This is a genomic window from Chryseobacterium lathyri (assembly GCF_003290185.1).
Lineage (GTDB): Bacteria > Bacteroidota > Bacteroidia > Flavobacteriales > Weeksellaceae > Chryseobacterium > Chryseobacterium lathyri.
This window is the reverse complement of record NZ_QNFY01000008.1, coordinates 105514-128434: the sequence shown is the minus strand read 5'-3', so window position 1 is coordinate 128434 and position 22921 is coordinate 105514. Positions and strand designations below refer to the sequence as shown.

The following is a 22921-nucleotide window of genomic DNA, read 5'->3' as shown; positions in this document are numbered from 1 at the left end:
TGCCGCTCAGATAAAAATTAAAATAGCAATAGGAACAATTTTTGGAGTAATTTGCACCAACTATTTAGAAATATATGTTTGACAAGCAGCAACGAAAACTGAAAAGATCAGCCAGGCTTATTTCCGTACTCAGTAAATACGGGTTTAAAGATATGCTGGCAAGGATGAATACAGGAAATAAGCAGGAACCGGTTTCTGTTGATCCGGATGAGGTCATTTCTAAAGGGACAGTATATGAGAGGATCAGACTGGTACTGGAAGAGCTTGGACCTACATTTGTAAAGCTTGGTCAGACCTTCAGCAACAGGGAAGATCTGCTTCCGCCTGAGCTCATCCAGGAGTTGCAGAGACTTCAGGACAAGGTGGATACGGTGGATATGGATGTAGAGGAAATTCTGGAAAATGAATTCAATATATCTGTTAAAGATCATTTTCAGGAAATCCAGAAAGAACCTTTAGCCACAGCATCTATTGCACAGGTTTATAAAGCGGTTTTGATGGATGGAAGTCCTGTGATTCTCAAACTCAAAAAAGCTGATGTACAGACCGTTATTGAAGATGATCTGCTTCTCATAAAAGATCTGGAAAAGCTGGTTTCTGCTTATTCTGAAATTGGAGAAAAGCTCAATCTGAAACAGGCGATCTCTACTTTTGAGAAATCTTTACTGGAAGAAGTTTCTCTGATCAACGAAAAAGAAAATATTCTGCATTTTGTCCGGAATTTTAAGAATAATAAGGAAACATATGTTCCGAAGATCTATGAAGAATATTCCAACAACAATATTCTATGCATGGAGTTTATTGACGGGATTAAGGTAACCGACAAAGCTTCTCTTTTAGCCCATAATATCGATCCTGTAAAAGTATCCGAAGTAGGTTTGAGGTTGTTTGTTTCCCAGATTCTGGATTACGGATTTTTCCATGCTGATCCGCATGCCGGTAATATTTTGGTAAAAAAGGATGGCAAAATTGTTTTTATAGATTTCGGTGCAGTAGGAAAAATCCAGCCTAATGATAAGGAAATTCTTGAAAGTCTGATTGTAAGTTTTGTGGCTAAAAATCCACATAAAATTGTCCGCTATCTCAAAAAAATGGCAGTCAGCTACGAAATTCCTGATGAAAGAAGGTTTGAAAATGACGTAGAAGATATTTTAAATTTTGTTCACAGCTCATCGCTGCAGGATATTAATGTTCAGGTGATCATCAATAAAATGAAGGATATTCTGAAGGATAACAGGCTTTACATGCCGGACTATTTTTATCTTCTGTTTAAAGGGATTAGTTTAATAGAAGGTGTCGGAAGAACAATCAATCCCGATCTGGATATTGTGAAGAGTTTGCATCCTTATACCAGAAAAATCCTGACGAAAAAGATCAAGCCAAAAAATCTTTTAAAAACCGGGATGGACCGGATGATGAATTTCACAGATAATGTAGATGAAATTCCTAAAGAGCTGAGATCTGTGCTTCAGAAGCTCGATGATAATAAATTCACCGTATCCAGCGAAATTAAAAATATTGAAAAAACCAATCAACTAATTAAATCCAGTATTGTCAATTTAATTTTAGCTATGGTTCTGGGGGCCAATATTATTGCCACAGCTATTGTTTTTGTTTCAGAATCAGGTCCACGGATCGGTGAAATGTCTTTAGTTGCAGTTTTAGGCTTTGTTTTTTCTGTTATATTGGTTTTAGTGATTTTACTGAGAGTGACGAGAAAATAAGAAACAGGGTTTCGGGATACGAGTTTTGAGGTTCATGTTAGAAATTAGTGATGAAGTTATAATTCATCATTTATTAACCTAAGCTCTGCACCCTTTATCCTGGAACCCGAAACCCGCACCCATAAACTATCCTCAAACCCTGTTACCCTCAAACTCTCCAACCCACGCTCAACCTCTAAATTTAAATACCTATCTTTGCACCATGGAAAAACTCACTTTTGCGGATTTTGACCTGCCGGTTAAAATTCTTGATGTTTTAGCGGATCTGGAACTATTCGAACCTACACCTATTCAGGAAAAGAGCATTGGCCCTATACTTTCCGGAAGAGATGTGATGGGGATCGCACAGACCGGAACCGGGAAAACATTGGCCTATCTTCTGCCCGTTCTTAAAACATGGAAATACAACAAAACAGGGAATCCTACTGTTTTGATTCTTGTTCCTACAAGAGAATTGGTGGTACAGGTAGCTGAAATTGTTGAGAAACTGACAGAAAATATTACCGCAAGGGTAATCGGAATATACGGAGGAAAAAATATCAATACGCAGAAACTTTTATTTAATAACGGATGCGATATTTTAGTAGGAACTCCGGGAAGGGTAATGGACCTTGCTATTGACAATGCAATTTCATTGAGAGAAGTTCAGAAGCTGATCATTGATGAGTTTGATGAGATGCTGAACTTAGGTTTCAGGCCACAGCTTACCCATATTTTCGAAATGATGAAGCCGAAGAGACAGAACATTCTTTTCTCGGCCACCATGACGGAAGCGGTAGATGAAATGCTGGATCAGTATTTTGCCAGTCCGGTAGAAATTTCATTGGCCAAATCAGGGACGCCTCTTGAAAAAATTGAGCAGACCGGTTACAAAGTGGAAAACTTTAATACAAAGATCAATCTTCTTGAACATTTACTGAAAAATAATGAAGATGAAATGTCCAAGGTATTGATTTTCACTAATAATAAGAAGAACTCTGATCTTCTGTTTGCTAAAATTGATGAACTTTTCCCTGAGCAGTTTGATGTGATCCACTCAAACAAATCTCAGAACTACAGGCTTAAGGCCATGAAAAGATTTGAAAACGAAGAGATCAGAGGATTGATTACCACTGATGTAATGGCCAGAGGTCTGGATATTTCGGATATTACCCACGTTATCAACTTTGAAACACCTGAAATTCCTGAGCAGTATATCCACAGAATAGGAAGAACGGGTAGAGCAGATAAAGACGGTAAGGCAATTACTTTCGTGACTAAAAAAGAAGAAGCTTATGTTCTTGACATTGAGCTCTTAATGGATAAAGATCTTAAGTTCAATGATTTCCCTGCAGAGGTGAAAATCAATCCTAAGAAAATTGCTTCCGAAGAAGATGTGATCATCATGAAAAATCCTGCGCAGGTAAAACTGTATGAAGGAGGAGGAGCATTTCACGAGAAAAAGGATAAAAACAAAAAAGAAAACTGGGGAGGACCTTCCAAAAGGAAAGCGCCGAAGAAATTTGGAGCTAACAGAGCCCAGCAGAAATCGATATCTGTATCGAAATCCAAGAAAAAGAAATAAAAAAAATCCCGTTAAGGGATTTTTTTGTTTATAACAGGTATTATTTCATATAAGGTTTCATCACCCTCGCCCAGATTTCATAGCCTTCCGGGGTGATGTGAAGCATGTCTTCAACGAAAAGATCTCTTCTTACATTTCCATTAGAATCTTCCATGGCTTTAGTAATATCGATGAATTCTGCATTAGGTTCTTTTTTCATGAAAGCGGCAATCTTTTTATTCGTTTCTTTCATCTGTGGCCACAACATTTCGCGGCTCGGCGAATATTTTATGGAAATATAGTCCACTTCAATATCCGGAAATCTTTCACGGATCTTTTTATAGAACGTTTTAAACCTTTTCACCACAACTTTAGCTTTCAGGTTATGGTTGTCTGCAAAATCATTATCACCGCAGTAGATGATGATCTGTTTAGGCTGATAAGGGCTCAGTAGATCGTCGGAAAAATCATTCAGGTCCGTCATTCTTGAACCTCCAAAGCCTCTGTTAATAATTGTTTTGTCAGGAAAATAGCTGGCAACATCTGTCCATTTTGTAAAAGAAGAGCTTCCTATCAGAAGGATGGCATCTTTTGGCGGAGGATTTTCCTGGTCCGCTTTTTTGAAATTCTGAATGTCCTGCCAGAACATCGGCTTTTTTTCCTGTGAGAAGGACAAGGCAAAATACAGCAGTAGAAATACTGAAAGAATCTTCTTCATTGCAATCAATTTTTAAAATATCTGATAAATGTAATAAAAAACTCCCGATAAAATCGAGAGTCTGTGTTTATCTTTTATAGGTCACATAAGTGAGATCATCCGTACCGTCACCGTTCTGATCAAAGGTCCCAAACAGTTGGGCCAGTTTCAGATCCTGGCTTGTAAGGACTTCCACTCTGTACCATCTTTCGGTATCATTATCATTTTTAATGCTCATCAGCTTAGATTCTTCTGTATACGTAAACTTTCCTTCGGTTTTTCCGCTTATCTGGCATTCAAGCCCGATGGCAGAGTAATACGTATAGCTGGTATAATAATCACTTCTGAAGTGCAGAATATCTTTAGCTTGACAGTCAGACGGAGTGTCTGTCTGAAGTACTGTTTTATTGTCTTTTCCGGAAATAATTTCTATTTTGCTTACCTTCCAGTCTCCGCTCATCATTTCTAATTCATAGGCTTCAATATTGTCATCTTTACATGAAGTTAGCGCCAAAGCTGAAAAGGCAAATAAAAGTAGCTGTTTTTTCATTTTCACAAATTTAAGAATACGCTAAAATATAAATAAATTTGAAATATCTATAATGAAATCAAGCTTTTTTAAACGAATGTTTATAAATAACCGTTTTTTTTATAGAAGAGGAGGCTAAATATGAAGATTTTAGGTTGCAGAAACTAATCATGGTTCGAAAATTCCGTCTTTGATCATATATCAGACGCTCAATCGACAGCAACTCGTATCTGCACTCATTTATTCTCAAACCTTCAATCTATCACTCCGAAATCTAATAACTCATCTCAACAATCTTATAAGCATCCTGAGGGGTCAGTTTCTTGTACTCACCAAGCCCGGACCAGCTTCTGTCTGTAAAAGCTTTTTCCACTCTTTCAGCAGTACCTTTGTAATCTTCTGTATATTCCGAAAGCTTTGTTTTGATATTCAGGCTGTGGAAAAATTCTTCCATTTTTTTGATTCCAAGTTCTGCTTTTTCCTCTAAGGTTCCGTCTTTAATTCCCCAAACTCTTTCAGCATACTGTGCCAGCTTTCCTTTTTTCGTTTCAAAATTATAACGGTAATGGGAAGGTGCAATAACGGCTAAAGTTCTTGCATGATCGATCCCGAAATAAGCAGTCAGTTCATGTCCCATGGCATGTACAGCCCAGTCCGTGATTACCCCTTTCTGGATAAGTCCGTTCAGAGCCATCGTACAGCACCACATAAAGTTTCCGGCAGCATCATAATCAAAATCATCAGCCAGAACTTTTGGAGCCGTTTCCTGAAGACTGATGAGAATGCTTTCTGCAATTCTTTCCTGAAGATCAGCAGAAGAAGGGGCTGTCATATACTGCTCCAGAACGTGGGTGTAAGCATCGGTAATTCCGTTCACAATCTGGTTTTTAGGAATTGTTCTGATTACTTCAGGATCCAGTACTGAAAACTGTGGGAAAAGCCCAGGACCACCGGAAGATAATTTCTCATTAGTTTCTCTTCTTGAAATGACATAGCCCGAATTCATTTCAGAGCCTGTTGCCGGCAATGTAAGAATACTTCCGAAAGGCATTCCTTCCCCTTCAAATGTTCTCACTGAATTTTTAAGGATTTCCCAAGGTTCGCCTGTATAGTTGGCAGCGGCAGAAAGGAATTTAGTTCCGTCAATAACAGATCCACCGCCTACAGCAAGAAGGTAGTTGATATTTTTTTCTTTGATAAAGCTTAAAGCATTAATCAGTACTTCATATTCCGGATTGGCAGGTACACCTCCGAATTCATATAAATCATGATCTTTCAGAGCTTCCTTTACCTGATCGTAAACACCATTGTTTTTGATGCTTCCGCCTCCATAGATCATTAATATTTTGGCATCTTTTGGAACTTCACGTGAAATTTTAGCGATCTCGCCTTTTCCAAAAAGTATTTTTGTAGGATTTTTAAATTCGAAATTAAGCATTGTTCTAAATTTATTTGATCCAAATTTAAGCAATGCAAGTTGAAAACTAAGTTAATGAAATTTTAAAATTCCTATCGAAGTCTTTTATAATAACAATATAAATTTTACCTGCTCTGAAAGATCTTGGTTATGATTTAATGCAGAGTTTATATAATTTGAGGTTGCAAAGCAGGAATCCACAAAGTTGATTTCATCCAAGCTATAGCATAAAAAAATCTGCACAATCTGCTTAATCAGCGGGAATTTTAAATATAAAATATATTGATATTACTTTCTTACTTCTACTGAGAAATGGGTTGATTACAATTCTCACTTTTAAAATAGACACCTTTACTTGTAGATTCCAGTTTTCCGGTTTTTCTGTTGATCTTTATAAAGTAAGATTCTTTCATTTCCGGATATCCTTTAGACTTTGAAGCATACAGATAAATATGCTTGTCCTCAATCTTATAGGAGCCACCCAATTTATCGCTTGTATCTACTTTAAAACCATAAGTTTGGACCAATAAAATAGCTTCCGGAAGATTGTCAACCGTTCCGATGAAATCTCTCAGTTGCTGTTCATTAGAGAAATACACGGACCGATCTTTTTTGCAGGCAAGAATATATGTGAAACATTTTTCACCAATGCATTTCTGGAAAAAACCTCTCTCAGGAAGAGACTCATTAATGGTCATGAAATCCGGCATCTGGCTTTCGTAGATCACAGCTTTTTCCGGATCAGGATCATTGGTAAGTACCCTCCAGTAGCCATAGTCTTTGTCCGGAACAATGAACGGATATAAATATTCAGCGGTGTCCAGAATATCAGGAATTTTTTTGAAATCGGAGGGAACTGTATTTTGGGAAAGTAATAAACCCGGAATCAGAAAAGAGACAATCGAAATAATTTTCATACTTATTATTCTTAATAATATTAAGGCTATTTAATCTATTGAAGTACAATTTTATAATATCCTTTTTCGTCTGTTACATCAATACCTACACCGGTAAATGTTAATTTATTGATCTGATACCCGTCACAACCCCCTTTAAATTCTGAAGACTGTATTGAAAAGTCAAAAGCTTTAACATTAGATTGGAAAGTATAATTTTTTGTCCCATTATAAGCACCCACATTTTCTAAAATAATCATATCGTCGGATGTTTTGGTCAATTGTATTCCAACCTGATTTTCGTCCTTTATCGAATAGGCAATAAGTGTTCCGTTCGTGATTAGATTTTCATCATTAGAATCAACGAATTTAAAAGCAATCGTCTGCGGGGCATTATAGCAATCTTCACCACAGCCTGTGAAAATAAAAGCCATTAAGAGGAATATGAATATATTTTTCATGGGATCTTGATTAATTTCTGTGAAAAGTAAAATTAATCATTAAACAGTTGTAGTCAAAAAATAATTTTGTTCCTGTAGCAGTATTTTTTGTCATTTGTCAATTAATTTAAAACCAAAATCCATTACATTTGTTATATGATACACGACCAACGAGCAGAAAAATTCAGGCAGATCGTGGAGAATAAATTCCAGATCTACAATTCATTATTTATGAGCCTGCCTTATGATAAAATGACCAATATCGGGATGCTTCTTCCCTTCCTTTATGAGGAAAGCCGAAACGGATATGAAGAAGGCAAAACCCCTGAGGAAATTGTCGAAGAATTCTTTAAAAACCATACAGATCTTCAAACAGAAGAGCAGAAAATAGAACTGCTTTTTAAGATCATACAGTACATAGAAAGACAGGTAGTTTTGTTTGATAGTATAGAAGATGCTGCATTTCCAAACCTCCATTCTGAAAGCGACAGCGGAACAGTAACTAATCTGTTTGAACGTTCATACCAGGACCATAAACTTGAAAAAGTCCGTGAAAAACTGAAGGATTTTACGGTAAAAGTAGTTTTTACAGCGCACCCGACCCAGTTTTATCCAAGTTCGGTACAGAGGATTATCCAGGATTTACGGGGAGCTATTACCAGTGATTCCGTTACCCAGATTGATATGCTTTTGCAGCAGTTGGGAAAAACGCCTTTCGTTAATAAAGAAAAGCCGACTCCAATTGATGAAGCGCTTAGCATTATTTCTTATTTAAGATATGTTTATTACGATACGATCGGAGAGCTGTTTACCAAAATCAAAAAAACGTTTGGAAACGGTCATTTCCATCTTCACGAAGATCTTATTCAGCTTGGCTTCTGGCCGGGTGGAGACAGGGACGGAAACCCGTTTGTAACCGCTGATGTTACCAAAAGAGTAGCAGAAGAGCTCCGTTCCGCAATTCTGAAATCTTATTACAGTCATTTAAAATTTATAAGAAGAAGGTTAAGCTTCAGAGGAGTTTCTGAAGTATTGACAAAATTAAGCGATGAGCTGTATGGAGCGATCTTCAATGGAAATATAATTACAGCAGAGGATATTCTGAAAAAAGCAGACGAAGCTGAAAAAATACTGGTGAAGGAGCACAATTCCCTGTTTTTAGACCTGCTGGCGAATTTCAGAGACCGTGTGAAAATTTTCGGAACTCATTTTGCAACGTTGGATGTTCGCCAGGACAGCAGGATCCATCAGAAAGTTATTGATGAGGTTTTTGCAAAAGTTTATGGTAATATTGAAGCTAGTGAAGAAGAAAAATTCGATAAGCTGATCCAGCTTAATCATAAAGTTAATGCAGATCAGTTTGAAGATATCGTTAAAGATACCTTACTAACAGTTTCACAGGTTTCCGAGATTCAGGATCTTAATGGGCAAAGGGGAATGAACCGCTATATTATTTCGAATTCCGATGCCGTAAAAGATGTGATGAATGTGTATGCATTCTTTAAAATCTGCGGATATCAGGATGAAGAGATCAAAATGGATATTGTTCCGCTTTTTGAAACCATGGAAGGCCTTGCCAATTCCGAAAATGTCATGAAAGAGCTTTATCAGAACCCTGTTTATAAAAAACATCTTGAAAGCAGAGGAAATCAACAGACTATTATGCTTGGTTTTTCAGACGGAACAAAAGATGGCGGATATCTGAAAGCCAACTGGGAAATTTATAAGGCGAAAGAAGTTTTAACTAAACTTTCCGTTCAGAATGGAATTAAAGTAGTGTTTTTCGACGGCAGAGGCGGTCCGCCGGCAAGAGGAGGAGGGAAGACCCATGATTTTTATGCATCACAGGGAAATACGATTGCCAACAATAAAATTGAACTGACCATCCAGGGACAGACGATCACCAGTATTTTCGGAAATAAAGAACAGGCCAAATACAATTTTGAGCAGCTTCTTACTGCCGGAGTTGAAAATGATGTCTTTAAAAACTCCAAAAAAGATCTTACAGAAAAAGAAAGAAAACTGATCGCCGAGCTTGCCGATATCAGTTACAAAAAATATTCAGACCTTAAAGCTCACCCAATGTTTGTTCCTTATCTCCAGGAGATGAGTACTTTGGAATATTACGGTAAAACAAATATCGGAAGCCGCCCGTCCAAAAGAGGGAATGGCACTGAACTGAAATTTGAAGACCTCAGGGCAATCCCATTTGTGGGATCATGGTCTCAGCTGAAGCAGAATGTTCCCGGATTTTTTGGGTTCGGGTTTGCTATGCAGCAGATGAAAGAGCAAGGAAGGCTGGATGAAGTGAAAGAACTGTACAAAGGCTCGGATTTCTTCAAAACTTTAGTTCTGAACTCGATGATGAGTATGAACAAATCTTATTTTCCGCTGACGTATTACATTAAAAATAATCCAAAATTTGGTGCATTTTGGAATGTTCTTTTTGATGAATATATACTTTCAAGAGACATTATGCTTGAGCTTACCGGCTTCAAAATGCTGCAGGAAGAAGATCCATTGTCCAGAAAATCGGTGAAAATCCGTGAGAAGATCGTACTTCCGCTGTTGAGTATCCAGCAGTATGCGCTGATGAAAATCCAGAAAGGAGAGGGAAATAAAGAAGCTTATGAAAAGCTGGTGACCAGATCATTATTCGGAAATATTAACGCGAGCAGAAATTCAGCTTAACTAAATATATTAACGCCTCTCAATTTGAGAGGCGTTGTTTTAACATTTGGCTAAAGCCAATTTGATTGGTGATAAAAGTGAAACGGGCTAAAGCCCTTTTCTATTGAAAATTAATCCTTGTCAAGGTTTTAAACCTTGACAAGGATATATCTTTGGTAGTTTATTGAGGGAATAGTTTGTACTTTCAGCCTTAATAATTTTACTTTTTAAGTGTGACAATGAAATGGCAAATCCTTTCCATTGATTTGAACTTGTAGCATTTATGTTATTTGTGGTTGAAAATAAATTCAGGATTAGAAATATCAAATAACTATTCCTTTAAAAACTTCTCATAAAAAAGCTGATCCTTCGCCTGGATTTTCAGATAATAAGTTCCTTTCGGAAAATCTTCCACTTTTATAGATTTCTGACTGTTATTTTTTCTGATCAGCTTTCCTAAATTATCATAGACTTCCAGCGACAGGATTTCGCTTTCAGAAGCTACATTCAAAATATTTTTAGCAGGATTCGGAAAAATGGCAAACTTGTCTTTCTTCACCATTTCAGAAGTATTTAATACCTGATTATAAAGGTTTCCAAAATTAAGAATACCGTAACCCATCTGGTCTGTGTGAGCCGGATAAAGTGAAGCGGTCTCTCTCAGTTTGGTTCTCATCAGTTCCCTATTCATGGAAGGAAAAGCCTGGATGAAACATGCCACGCCACCGGCAGCTATGGGCGTTGCGATAGAAGTTCCGCTTACCGAAACTAAAGTACTGTTGTTAACTGTAGCAGATGCGGTTCCTCTTGCACTTCCATCAGGTTTTACCACACCAATGGTATTGGGGCCATACGATGAAAATCCTGAAGAACTTCCTGCATCATCTACTGATCCTATGCTGAATACCTTAGCATTGTCTGCAGGAGTCATAATATAATGCCATGGCTGCTGGCCTGAATTTCCTGCCGCTGTAAGAACGAAAATTCCTTTATTAGCAGCTATTTCAGCAGCTCTTGCGATGAAAGAAGTCGTTCCATTCATATCCGAGTAGCTGTAACTGTACCGGGAATCATCAAAAACATTATATCCAAGAGAAGACGTAATAATATCGACCCCTTTTCTGTCTGCTTCTTCGGCTGCTTCTATCCAGTATAATTCCTCTTCCGGAATTTCACCAACCGCATTTTCGCTGCGGTAAAGATAGAAATCGGCATCCGGAGCAGAACCTACAAAAGTGTTTTCGATATAGCCTCCGATGGCTCCCAGCACAGCAGATCCGTGATTGCTGACAGAAGGGTTGTATACGTTGCTTGTTTTGGTTACAAAATCGTAAACAGCTTTAATATGATTATTATTCCTTAATCTTTCAAAGGCAGAACCGGTATCTACATAAGGAAAGCCTGCATCGATAACTGCAATGGAAACTCCTGTTCCTGTAAATCCGGCAAGGTGAAGGGGTCTTATATTGATCTGGTCGATCTGTGCAGAACCCGAACCATAATCAAAAACAGTCAGGGTCTTTTGAGTCTCAGAAGAAAAATTCCATTTATCCTGATGTGCTGTTTTAGGAACAGAACCGGTGTTTCTTGCAAAGCGTCCTACTGACGATACATAGGGTTGGGCCTGTAAAGTTGTTATTTGTGTCGGAGTTGCATTTACAGCCGCTCCGTTAAGCCATTTGGAATAATCTGTAACCGTAAAACCGAGGTTCTGAAGATTCTGGATATAAGACTGTTCAATCGGGGCATCCTGATCATTTAACGGAATGCCCAGAGAAGTACGTCTGTTAAGGGATTTTTGTGTCAGTTCTGAAAGAGGATTTGCATAAAAAGCAGCTTTATTCGGTTTGCCCGTAAAATAAACAAAAACAAGCTCTGTCTGCGCATTTACGATAGAGTAACCTACTAAAAGACAAAAGAGTAAAAGTTTTTTCATGAAGTTATTTTTTATAAAGATAAAACAAAATCAATAAAATTTTTGATAGGATTTTAAATTCCTTATTTTTACACAAATATTTATTTATGAAAAAAATTCAGATGGTTGACTTGCAAAGTCAGTATTACAAAATAAAGAATGATGTAGACAATGCGGTTTTAAATGTAATGGATTCTGCGGCTTTTATCAACGGCCCTGAAGTAAAGTCTTTCCAGAATGAATTGGAATCTTATTTAGATGTAAAGCATGTGATCCCGTGTGCTAACGGAACGGATGCTTTGCAGATTGCGCTGATGGCTTTAGACCTGAAAGAAGGGGATGAAGTGATCACTGCAGATTTCACTTTTGCTGCTACAGTAGAAGTTATTCATCTGCTTAAACTGAAATCAGTGCTGGTAGATGTAGATTACGATACATTCACTATTTCTACAGAAGAAATTAAAAAAGCAATTACGCCAAGAACAAAGGCAATTATCCCGGTGCATATCTTCGGGCAGTGTGCCAATATGGAGGAAATCTTAAAAATTGCCGAAGAACATAATCTTTATGTCATTGAAGACAATGCACAGGCTATAGGGGCTCAATATACATTCTCTGACGGTACTGAAAAATATGCAGGAACTATGGCAACTGTGGGAACTACTTCTTTTTTCCCTTCTAAAAACTTAGGCTGTTATGGTGATGGTGGAGCTATTTTTACCAATAATGATGAACTGGCACACCGTTTAAGAGGAATTGTTAATCACGGAATGTACGAGAGGTATTATCATGATGAAGTAGGTGTGAATTCCAGATTGGACAGTATTCAGGCTGCAGTTTTGAGAAAAAAACTTCCGAATCTTGATTCTTACAATGACGCGAGAAGAAAAGCAGCTGATTATTATGACGAAGCTTTTGCAGGAAACGAAAATATTTTAACTCCAAAAAGGGCGGAATATTCTACTCATGTATTTCACCAGTATACTTTAAGAATTCTGAACGGAAAACGTAACGAGCTACAAAAATTCCTGACTGAAAAAGAAATTCCTGCGATGATCTATTATCCGGTAGCCTTAAGAAAGCAGAAAGCTTATTATCAGGAAAGCAATGATGCAGATTTTGTGAATACAGATAAGCTTTTGGACCAGGTAATTTCTCTTCCGATGCATACGGAACTGGATGAAGAGCAGCTGAAGTATATTTCTGATGCTGTGTTGGAGTTTATGAAGTAAGACTATGCTTCACGATGAAAGAATACTTAAAAATAAGTTTGCTTATTTTTTTGCAATTATTTTTGTCCTTTGCTGGATGATATTTTTTGCATATAATATGTTTAAAATTTTTTTAAGAGGATATGGATTGGCAGAAGAGTATACTGCATTTAAAATACCTATTTATGCATTATATTTTTTAATACTTCCATTATTAACTGTTACATTTGTGAGTATATTTAAAGAATCTAGGAAAATGTTTTTCTATTTAAACATCTCTTTATTCTTAATGATTATTTTTCATGCAATAATTTTTTATGTTAAATATCAAAGGACTACCAGTCCTGCAACATATTTATTTTTATATGTTTTTTCAAATTTATTATTTGTTGTAGGTCCAGTTGTACTTATAAATTATTTTAAACATATTCCGGCAAAAAGCGAAATAGAAAACATAGGAAAACACAACGATTAAAAAAAATATTAAACAAAAAAAATGGCAATACTTGTTACAGGAGGATTAGGATATATAGGTTCCCACACGGTAGTAGAACTCATCAATAATGGCTTTGATGTTGTTATTGTAGATGATTTATCCAATTCCGAAAGATTTATTTTAAAAAATATCGAAGAAATTACAGGTAAGAAGCCCGTTTTTTATCCTTTCGATTTAAAGAGGAGAGAGCTCCTTACTCAGGTATTTGATGCTCACCCAATTGAAGGATGCATCAATTTTGCAGCTTCCAAAGCGGTGGGGGAAAGCCAGGTAAAGCCTGTGGATTATTATGAAAATAACTTATTCACACTCATTAACATTCTTCAGGAATTCAAGGAAAGAGGAATTTCAAATTTTATTTTCAGCTCTTCATGCACGGTGTACGGACAGGCAGAGAAAATGCCGATTGATGAAAATACACCATTGAAAATGCCTGAAAGCGTTTATGGTAAAACAAAACAGATGGGAGAAGAAATTCTGATTGATTTTGCGAAAGCTTATAACAGAAGGATTTCTCTTTTAAGATATTTTAATCCAATCGGAGCTCACCCGTCTGGAAAATTAGGAGAACTTCCATTGGGAGTTCCTAATAATTTGATTCCATATGTTACCCAAACTGCTGCAGGAATCCGCGAGAAGCTGAATATCTGGGGTGATGACTATGATACGGAAGACGGAACTGCGGTTCGTGATTATATTTATGTTGTCGACCTAGCTAAAGCTCATGTAAGTGCACTTAAGAGCTTGTTACAGAGCAGTGAAGAAACAGTAATTGATATATTTAACCTGGGAACAGGAAAAGGATCATCTGTTCTGGAAGTTTTGAAAGCATTTGAAACGGCTAATGACGTGAAAGTCCCTTACCAGATCTGCGCCAGGAGAGAAGGGGATATTACCATTGCTTATGCTAATGCGGATAAGGCTGAAAAAAAACTTCATTGGAAGTCCGAAACTTCATTAGAGGAATCTTTAAGAACAGTCTGGAAATGGCAGCAGTATCTTGACTCAAGAGCTGTTTAATTAAATTTAAAAGATAAAACAAATTATAAAACCCTTCCCTCAATATTGGTCTTTTATTGGCTAAAAGAATAATTGTTGTAGCGGAATTTTAATTGAACTTATTATGAAAACACAAAAAATAGGTATTACATTTTCCTCATTCGATCTGCTGCATGCCGGTCACATTAAAATGCTTGAAGAAGCTAAAACAGTATGCGATTATTTAATTGTAGGGCTGCAGATAGACCCTTCCCACGACCGTCCTAATAAGAACAGACCGAGTCAGACCATTGTAGAAAGATATATTCAGTTAAAGGCTGTAAATGCTGTTGACGAAATTATCCCATATTACACAGAAGAAGATCTTGAAGATATTTTAAAATCTTTTGTTATTGATGTAAGAATTATTGGTGATGATTATATGGACAGGGATTTCACCGGTAAAAAGTATTGTGAAGAGAAAGGAATTGAGATCTTTTATAATAAAAGAGATCACAGGTTTTCCACCAGCGACCTTAGAAGAAGAATTTATGAAGCTGAAAAGGAAAAATCCGAACACCCTGAAACCGTAAAATAAAAAAAATCCCGAAAAATATTTTTCGGGATTTTTTGTGTATTACATTGGAGCTTGCTGATCGTCGCCAGCTGCATTGGAATTGATATCTTTTTTCCTTTTAGGCTGTTCTACCTTCTCACCCTGTTTGAACCTGTAGGTCAGGGAAACTGAGAACTGTCTCGGCTGCCATTGCATATAAGAATCTCTTACGCTGTTTGCTGTATATGTTGTAGATCTCATCGCTCTGGTATTGAAAATATCCTGAACGTTAAACGCTAAAGTTCCGTCACCTTTCCAAATTGTTTTAGATGCACCGAAGCTGATGGCATACATATCTTTTCTATCCTGGTAAGCCGTTTTCTGGCCTCCTCTATAGAATCCTTGTAGTTGGAAACTGAATGTTTTATCCACTTTAATTGTTGAAGAAAGTCTCGCTCTTGTTGAAAAACCTTTGCCATTAAAATCAGCAACAGCCTGAATAGGGTTTCCATCTTTATCAAAGGTGTCATATAGAGTGCTGCCTTTTGTATTGTAACCAAACATATCTACATTTCCTAAAAATTTCAACCAGCTTGTTGCATCCCAGTTGAAGTTTAAATCTAAACCGAAACGGTCATCTGTACCAAGATTAAGTGGTTTTGTGTGAGATTCTATACGCTTTGGATCAATAATAGCCCCATTTTCATCTGTAGCCAAAATATTATACACTAACATTTTTGTATCATCAGTCTGATGTCTGTAATACAGCGTAGGGTTAATTGTGAATTTCTTTTTTGAAATGCTGTACCCAAATTCAAAAGAATCTACATATGATGGATTAAGATCAATGTTTCCGTCAAAAATATTTTGGTTATCATTATAACTTGGGTTAGGAATCATAAAGAATGATCTTGGGCGGTCTATTCTTCTTGTGTAGTTTAATAGCAACTGATTATCCTTAGCGAATTCATAACTTAAATAGACGCTTGGGAATAAGTTATTGTAATTTTTAGTAGTTGCAGGTACATTTTTCTTGGGGTCAAGGCTTAGGTAATTAATGTCTACATTCGACAATTCATCTCTTACACCCACCTGATAACCTAATTTTCCGATTTTACTTTTGAACTGTAAATAAAAAGCATTGAAAGTCTCCTTATATGTTGCATCATAAGTATATGGCTTAAGGAAATCTAATGGCTTTGTTGTCGTGCTCTCACGAACATCATTACTATAATCATTGGTATTGATATCAATTCTATATCCTGCTTCTAATTTTGAATATTCACCAATAGGCAACTCATAATCAGCCTTACCAATAACAGATCTGTTGATGGTATTTTGATTAATGATATTTTTCAGATTATCATTAGTATCATCAATATTAGTATCGTTGTATGATCGGCTTCTCTGTAAACTTAATGATAATGATAAATTTTGTCCTTTATCATCAAATTTATGATCTAGTCCGAAATCACCTTGAAAAGCGAGGTTGTTATTTGTTCCGAAAGTACTTCTGTTTGATGTATAAAAAGGATTTGTAAGAGGAGTGTAGCGATAATCAATATTTCCGAAATTTTCACTGTCAAAAGTTCTTACGGTTCCGGATGCGTTTACTGAGGTTTTTTCGGAAATGTCATAAACGATACCTGCAGAAGCGTTATAGTTGTTATTTTTACTTTTAGTTTCAGAATCGGTATTTCTTTGTACCAAATCATCCTTTAATACAGCATTGTTAAAATAATCATCATTTCTACTGGTATTTTTTGATTCTCTGTAACCTCCGCCGCCATTTAGAAACCATGTAAAATTTCCTTTTCTCCAGTTAAGATTCGCATTAAGGCTGGTTTGGGGAAGATAACCTAGAGCCCCGATAACACTACCATTAAAACCGGTCTTCTTGCTTTTCTTTAAAATAATATTCAAAATACCCGCTGTACCGCTAGCCTCGAACTTAGAAGAAGGATTGGTGATTACTTCAATTTTCTCGATCTGGTCTGCAGGAATACTCTGAAGTGCATTGGCACCATCATCTATCCCAAGAAGGGCAGAAGGCTTCCCGTTGATCAGGAACTTTACATTGGAGCTTCCTCTCATCGAAACAGTACCATCAGTATCCACGGAAACGGAAGGAACATTGGAAAGCACATCCTGAAGATTTCCTCCCTTGCTTACAATATCCTGGGAAGGATCGTAAGTCCTTTTGTCAAGCTCCACTTTATAAGGTTTTGTTGCCGCTGCAGTGATCACCACGCCTTGTATTTCCTGGGTTTTGCCATCCAGAGTTGTTGCTGCTTCCGGCTGAATGGATAAAGCTCCAATATTTCCGGGACCTGCAATGCTTTTATTGACCACACTTTTCTTGTAGTCGATGGCTTCTACTGTAATGTCGTAATTTCCAGGAGCCAGTTCCAGCTTGTACTGTCCTTTTTCATCGGTCAATACAGCATCGCTTAATGTTTTGTTCGCTTTATTGCTGAACGTCACAGAAGCGTAAGGAACCGGCTGGTTGTTTTTGTTGACAATCATTCCCGTAACTCCTGCTTTTTCCTGGGCAAATGCCATGGCAGCTGCCGAAAGTACAAAAGTAAGCGCTAGCGTTTTTTTTGTGAAAATGTTGACAATTTCCGTCTGATTCATAAGGTATTTTTTGTGTAAAATCGTAAAAGTATAAGTCTTAATATTGTGAAATCATTAATTGGTTCTGATTCCAGATATTACGATTTATGTATTATTTATAGATGTATAAGTCGTATAGAAGTGTTAAAAGTTAATTATCATATTGTTAATAAAAGTTAAATTTATCTTTTATTTTATATTTTTTGAATTCAGCCAGTCCTGATAAGCTTTCGCATTGATGGCATGCTCTTCAGCGCTTGCTGTAAATTTATGATAGCCAAATCTTGCAGGGTCAGCACACATAAATATATAATTGTTGTTTTCTGCATTCAAAACCGCATCTACAGAGCTTTTATCTACCACGCAGATAGGCCCTGGAGGAATTCCTGCATTTGCATAGGTATTGTATGGTGATGGCGTAGACAAATGTTTATAAAGTACTCTTTTGATCGGATCTTTAAAATTGGTCTGTTTGTTAATTGCATAGATCACCGTAGGATCAGACTGTAGCTTCATTCCTTTTCTATAGCGGTTCAGATATAATCCTGCAATTGTTTTCATTTCATCCTTTTTCCCGCCTGACTCTTTATAAACGATAGAGGCCAGCGCATAGATCTGATCTCTCGTCAGGCCGGATTGCTGTTCCTTGTTTTTTCTCTCAGCTGTCCAGAATTCATTGTACTGTTCATCAAACTTTTTGAAAAATTCTCTCGGGCTTACCGTCCAGAAAAAATTATAGGTATCAATGAAAAAATATTTTTTTAAATCTTCTGCATTTTTGTACCCCTTTTCTGCTGCTACTTTATCCAGGTCGTTTACAAAATGTAAAGAGTCCAGCTCCGTTTTTTTTGTAACCTTTCCTATCATCTGGTACATATCTCCAAAATCACCGATCCTGAAACTGTTTTCAGACTGATTTCCTGCTTTAATCATGTTCACAAGGTTGGTATTTCCTGCTCCTGACTGGAAATGATAGCGCCCCGGTTTAAAAAACTTATCAAGATCTTTATCCCTGGCAACCGCTTCAAAAGCTTCCTTATCTTTTACATATGGACCCACAGAATCAAGAATCTGCTTGAAATCCGCTTTATGGGGAATCAGAACATATCCGTCTTTCTCTACGTTGTTTCCATAATATTTATTATAAAATCTCAAACCAAAAAATCCTGCCGCTCCTACAATAATGAGAGCGATAATGAGAACAGTTTTTTTCATTATTAAAAATTTGATTAAAAAGTTTAGTTTTTAAATAAGATCTATTTTACCTCTAAAAACTTGCTTTGCGGGACCTTCAAGCCAAATGTTTTGGAATGAATTTCCGTTTTTTTCAGCATGAACCTTAAGATTTCCTCCTAAAGTTTTAACTTTTACGGAAATTAGATTGTTTTTTTGCAGAAAAGTTAAAGCAGAAGCTGTAACTCCTGTTCCGCAGCTGTAAGTTTCATCCTCAACGCCTCGTTCATAGGTTCTTACGAAAATTTCATCATCAGTAATTTTTTCTACAAAATTCACATTGATGCCTTTTTCCTTATAATTTTCCGAGTTTCTGATGCCGTGTCCTTCTGCAAAAACATTGTAGTTCACCAGATCTTCTACATATTTTACATAATGAGGCGACCCTGTATTCATCACGGCGTCTTCACCATCGCCGGAGATGGTATCCACGTCAATCATCTTTAATTTAATGATACCGTTATGGATCTCTGCTTCATGTTCACCATCTGTTGCAATGAATTTACATTTATCTTCAAAAATATCCAGAAAGAAAGCAAATGCTACCAGGCATCTTCCGCCATTTCCACACATGGTGCTCTCGCCACCGTCAGAATTATAATAGACCATTTTGAAATCATAGGCATCATCATTTTCCAAGAGGATAAGCCCATCGCCACCAATTCCGAAACGTCTGTCACATAGTTTTTCAATAAGATCTTTCTCTTTAGGGAACTGTAGATCTCGGTTATCAATCATGACAAAATCATTTCCAGTCCCTTGATATTTATAAAATTCCATATTTTTAGTCTAAAATTAACGAGCAAAATTAATATATTTAAAATGAAAAACGAACAGTGTTAGCTGTCCGTTTTCTTATTTATAATCGTTTTATCTAAATCCACCTCCGCTTGACTGCTGTCTCGTAGAACCGCTGCTTTGCTGAGTGTTACCCTGGGTGCTTGTACTTCCTCTGAACCCACCGGAAGACTCTGTTCTGGTGCTGTTCTGGTTCTGGTTGTACTGTTGTGTATTTCTGAACCCACCACTGCTTTGGCTATTCTGGCTTCTCTGATTGTTCTGAGAATTTCCGCCTGAATTTCTAAAGCCTCCGTTATTTTGGTTGCTCTGTGGTCTTTGGTTATTATTAGAATTGCTGTTATTCGAATTTCTGAATCCGTTATTACTGCTGTTATTTCTTGTGCTGGTTCCTCTGTTGTTATTGAAACCGTTATTATTATAATTACCTCCGTTGTTAGTATTAGTACGGGTATTCTGGAATCCGTTATTTGGTCTCTGTGAAGTTACCGTAGTTCTTCTTTCAACGTATACTTTTCTTCTGCTGTCCCCTGAATTATAGTAATAATAAGGAACACCGTTATCATAATAATAATTGACATCGTTTCTGTAATAATAGCCGTCATTTCCATAATAACCGCCGTTTCCGTAATATCCGGAAGGTGCATAGTAATATCCGTTATTATAATACGGATCTCCGTATCCGCCATTGTTTGCATATCCGTCACTATACGCCAAACACGATGTTAAACTGCTTATAGCTACGATACTGAATGCTATTTTAAATAAATTTTTCATGACTTTATTGTACTTTTTTCTTTTAAACTTTTTTTCCAATTAAGGTATCCTAAGATAGCCATTATAGTAAATACCAAATATTGAACCGAAGTGATACCAAGTTCCTTAAAAATCATCATAGGGATACAAATAAAATCTCCGATGATCCAGAAAATCCAGTTCTCAATGCGTTGTCTGGCCATGAACCACATACCTACTAAAAATATAGAGGTGGTGATCACATCCAGCCAATTCGCCCAATCCAGATGATACAATCCTAAATGAGTACCCTCCATAGAAAATTGATTGTCGATATAAGGTTTGTAATAATAAATAAGGGTAACCAGTGCCATGCTTAATACAAAAAGCACTCCTGCGAATAATCTCTCTTTTTTTGTTGCCCAGCTTACCTCTACATGAATATGGTCTTCAGAATTTTTCGACCAAAGAATCCAGCCGTAAATACTCATTGCGGTATAATACACATTAATCATGCAATCTCCCAGAAGACCAAAATTAAACAGAATATAAACGTATATCAGCGTAGAAATAATGCCGGTAGGGTATACCCAGATATTCTTTTTTATTGAAAAATAGACGCTCAAAATTCCGAAAAATGTACCGGTGGCTTCCAGCAGAATTTGTAGACCACTGTAGTTTTCATACGGCTTTACAAAAAGATCATATAAATTCATGCGATCAAAAATAAGCAAAAATTAGCACTTTTGAAAATAAATTAAATAATGTGTAAATCAGTTTTTTAAATATTTTTATTTAAAATAAATTACGAAAGTTTATTAATAAACGTTAAGGTTTGTAATTTTTTTATATTTTCGTAAATCTTTAATTAAATAAAAAAACATGTCTAAAATTTGGGTTAAGAAGCCAATGAGCGCTTATGAAGCTGATATCAAAAAGAGTCAGCTGAAACGCGTTCTGGGAAAATGGAGCCTTACTGCTATCGGAATCGGAGCAATCATTGGAGGAGGAATTTTTGTACTTACAGGAACAGGTGCGTATTATAATGCAGGGCCTGCACTGGCACTTTCATTCGTAATTGCAGGAATCGCCTGCGTATTTGCAGCACTTTGTTATGCAGAATTTGCTTCCATACTTCCCGTAGAAGGTTCAGCTTATGCTTATGCTTATGGTACAGTAGGAGAAATTTTTGCATGGATCATAGGATGGGGGCTGATACTTGAATACGCTATGGGATCTATGACGGTCGCCGTATCCTGGTCAGGATATTTTGCCAAACTTCTCAAAATGTTCGGGCTGCATCTTCCTGCTTATCTTACCTCAGATCCACAAACTTATATTGCAGCAGGAAACTCCGGATTTTCTATGAATTTGCCCGCATTTTTAATTGTTTTCTTTGTGATTTCTATTCTGGTAAGAGGAACAAAAGGTGCTGCTAAAGCCAATAACTTTATTGTAATACTTAAAGTTTCTGCCATTATTTTTGTAATCGTTGCAGGAGCATTTATTATTTTAAATTCAGCTGAACCTTTTAAAAACTGGGTTCCTTTTATTCCTGATCCAACCACTATTACCGAAAATGGAGTCTCGCATTCCGCTTACGGTCTGGCAGGTGTGGTTGCGGGAGCATCAGCTATTTTCTTTGCATATGTAGGTTTCGATGCCGTTTCCACACAGGCGGGAGAAGCTATCAACCCTAAAAAAGACGTACCGTTTGCAATCATCGCTTCGTTGATCATCTGTACGCTTTTATATATCCTTGTTTCTTTGGTGTTAACAGGAATGATGCATTATACAGACTTTAACCCGTTGGGTAAATATCCGGATGCGATCAAAGCACCTGTAGCATATGCATTTGATATTGCCGGATATGCATGGGCTGGTTACATTATTACCATTGCTGCTACAATAGGATTGATCTCTGTACTGATGGTAATGATCATGGGACAGTCAAGAATTTTCCTTGGAATGTCTAAAGACGGATTGATCCCGGCTACTTTTTCAAAAGTAAACCCTAAAACTGGAGTACCTACAAAAAACCTTCTTATTTTAGGAGTGGTAATTGCTATTATTGCCTCTCTTACACCGATTAATGATCTTGCCCATATGACCAGTTTCGGAACCTTGTTCGCGTTTACAATGGTATGTGTAGCAGTTTGGGTATTAAGAGTGAAAGAGCCTAATTTACAGAGAAACTTTAAAGTTCCGGCTTTACCTCTTATTGCCTGTTTAGGTATCGCGATCAATGTTTATCTGATCTTTAACCTGAGCAAAGAAGCGCAGATGTATTCTTTTGCATGGCTGATCATCGGATTCTTTGTGTATTTCCTGTACAGTAAAAAGCATTCCAAGCTTCAGAATGGAGGTTTTGGAGAAACTTTTAAAGCAGAACAGGAGCCTTTAGAAAAACCTGATATAGATTTATAAAAAATATCAACTTAAAATCCACAGAATTCTGTGGATTTTT

Annotated in this window: 19 protein-coding genes; 8 read left to right on the top strand and 11 right to left on the bottom strand. The window is 36.8% G+C overall.

Features of this window, described 5'->3' with window-relative positions; genetic code table 11:
- The first annotated feature begins 74 nt into the window (after nucleotides 1-74).
- Nucleotides 75-1724, top strand: a complete 1650-nt coding sequence (locus tag DRF61_RS12915) for an ABC1 kinase family protein (RefSeq protein ID WP_111957653.1) — start codon at nucleotides 75-77, stop codon at nucleotides 1722-1724.
- A 202-nt stretch (nucleotides 1725-1926) separates the two neighbouring features.
- Nucleotides 1927-3288, top strand: coding sequence for a DEAD/DEAH box helicase (locus tag DRF61_RS12910; protein ID WP_111957651.1), 1362 nt, complete (start codon nucleotides 1927-1929; stop codon nucleotides 3286-3288).
- A 40-nt stretch (nucleotides 3289-3328) separates the two neighbouring features.
- Here the strand turns inward: DRF61_RS12910 and DRF61_RS12905 are convergent, their stop codons facing one another.
- The 5 genes from DRF61_RS12905 to DRF61_RS12885 all read right to left on the bottom strand — a co-directional run bounded on the left by DRF61_RS12905 (nucleotide 3329) and on the right by DRF61_RS12885 (nucleotide 7267).
- Complete coding sequence (locus DRF61_RS12905) at nucleotides 3329-3985, bottom strand: GDSL-type esterase/lipase family protein (protein ID WP_111957649.1); 657 nt, start codon at nucleotides 3983-3985, stop codon at nucleotides 3329-3331.
- Between the two features lie 67 nt (nucleotides 3986-4052).
- Nucleotides 4053-4514 (bottom strand): lipocalin family protein, encoded by a 462-nt coding sequence (locus tag DRF61_RS12900; protein WP_111957647.1) that lies wholly within the window; start codon nucleotides 4512-4514, stop codon nucleotides 4053-4055.
- Between the two features lie 253 nt (nucleotides 4515-4767).
- Nucleotides 4768-5931, bottom strand: a complete 1164-nt coding sequence (locus DRF61_RS12895; RefSeq protein WP_111957645.1) for an iron-containing alcohol dehydrogenase — start codon at nucleotides 5929-5931, stop codon at nucleotides 4768-4770.
- A gap of 281 nt (nucleotides 5932-6212) precedes the next feature.
- The gene (locus DRF61_RS12890; RefSeq protein ID WP_111957643.1) at nucleotides 6213-6827 is read right to left on the bottom strand and encodes a hypothetical protein; all 615 of its coding nucleotides are present in this window, start codon (nucleotides 6825-6827) and stop codon (nucleotides 6213-6215) included.
- Between the two features lie 35 nt (nucleotides 6828-6862).
- Complete coding sequence (locus DRF61_RS12885) at nucleotides 6863-7267, bottom strand: hypothetical protein (protein ID WP_111957641.1); 405 nt, start codon at nucleotides 7265-7267, stop codon at nucleotides 6863-6865.
- Between the two features lie 135 nt (nucleotides 7268-7402).
- Here DRF61_RS12885 and DRF61_RS12880 point away from each other — a divergent pair, with 135 nt between their 5' ends.
- Nucleotides 7403-9937: a phosphoenolpyruvate carboxylase gene (locus DRF61_RS12880; protein WP_111957639.1), complete on the top strand. Its 2535-nt coding sequence runs from the start codon at nucleotides 7403-7405 to the stop codon at nucleotides 9935-9937.
- Nucleotides 9938-10247: 310 nt separating this feature from the next.
- Here DRF61_RS12880 and DRF61_RS12875 read toward each other — a convergent pair whose 3' ends face one another.
- Nucleotides 10248-11852 (bottom strand): S8/S53 family peptidase, encoded by a 1605-nt coding sequence (locus DRF61_RS12875; RefSeq protein ID WP_111957637.1) that lies wholly within the window; start codon nucleotides 11850-11852, stop codon nucleotides 10248-10250.
- Nucleotides 11853-11938: 86 nt separating this feature from the next.
- Here DRF61_RS12875 and DRF61_RS12870 point away from each other — a divergent pair, with 86 nt between their 5' ends.
- From DRF61_RS12870 to DRF61_RS12855, 4 genes are all read left to right on the top strand, one after another.
- Complete coding sequence (locus tag DRF61_RS12870) at nucleotides 11939-13063, top strand: DegT/DnrJ/EryC1/StrS family aminotransferase (RefSeq protein WP_111957635.1); 1125 nt, start codon at nucleotides 11939-11941, stop codon at nucleotides 13061-13063.
- A 4-nt stretch (nucleotides 13064-13067) separates the two neighbouring features.
- Nucleotides 13068-13517 carry a hypothetical protein gene (locus DRF61_RS12865; protein ID WP_111957633.1) on the top strand — a complete coding sequence of 150 codons (450 nt, stop codon included), beginning with the start codon at nucleotides 13068-13070 and terminating at the stop codon, nucleotides 13515-13517.
- Between the two features lie 21 nt (nucleotides 13518-13538).
- A complete protein-coding gene (galE, locus tag DRF61_RS12860; protein ID WP_111957631.1) occupies nucleotides 13539-14558 on the top strand; it encodes a UDP-glucose 4-epimerase GalE in 1020 nt (339 codons plus the stop codon).
- A 103-nt stretch (nucleotides 14559-14661) separates the two neighbouring features.
- Nucleotides 14662-15114, top strand: coding sequence for an adenylyltransferase/cytidyltransferase family protein (locus tag DRF61_RS12855; RefSeq protein ID WP_111957629.1), 453 nt, complete (start codon nucleotides 14662-14664; stop codon nucleotides 15112-15114).
- A gap of 39 nt (nucleotides 15115-15153) precedes the next feature.
- On the opposite strand, the gene DRF61_RS12850 is transcribed toward DRF61_RS12855, so the two are convergent.
- The 5 genes from DRF61_RS12850 to pnuC form a co-directional block, all read right to left on the bottom strand.
- Nucleotides 15154-17709, bottom strand: a complete 2556-nt coding sequence (locus DRF61_RS12850) for a TonB-dependent receptor domain-containing protein (protein WP_111957627.1) — start codon at nucleotides 17707-17709, stop codon at nucleotides 15154-15156.
- A 168-nt stretch (nucleotides 17710-17877) separates the two neighbouring features.
- The gene (gene mltG / locus DRF61_RS12845; protein WP_111957625.1) at nucleotides 17878-18903 is read right to left on the bottom strand and encodes an endolytic transglycosylase MltG; all 1026 of its coding nucleotides are present in this window, start codon (nucleotides 18901-18903) and stop codon (nucleotides 17878-17880) included.
- Between the two features lie 30 nt (nucleotides 18904-18933).
- Nucleotides 18934-19701: a diaminopimelate epimerase gene (gene dapF / locus DRF61_RS12840; RefSeq protein ID WP_111957623.1), complete on the bottom strand. Its 768-nt coding sequence runs from the start codon at nucleotides 19699-19701 to the stop codon at nucleotides 18934-18936.
- A 90-nt stretch (nucleotides 19702-19791) separates the two neighbouring features.
- A complete protein-coding gene (locus tag DRF61_RS12835) occupies nucleotides 19792-20496 on the bottom strand; it encodes a hypothetical protein (protein ID WP_111957908.1) in 705 nt (234 codons plus the stop codon).
- Nucleotides 20493-21170, bottom strand: coding sequence for a nicotinamide riboside transporter PnuC (gene pnuC / locus DRF61_RS12830; protein ID WP_111957621.1), 678 nt, complete (start codon nucleotides 21168-21170; stop codon nucleotides 20493-20495). Before pnuC ends, DRF61_RS12835 begins: the two co-directional genes overlap by 4 nt.
- Nucleotides 21171-21336: 166 nt before the next feature.
- On the opposite strand from pnuC, the gene DRF61_RS12825 reads away from it, so the two are divergent.
- A complete protein-coding gene (locus DRF61_RS12825; RefSeq protein ID WP_111957619.1) occupies nucleotides 21337-22881 on the top strand; it encodes an APC family permease in 1545 nt (514 codons plus the stop codon).
- The last annotated feature ends 40 nt before the right edge of the window (nucleotides 22882-22921 follow it).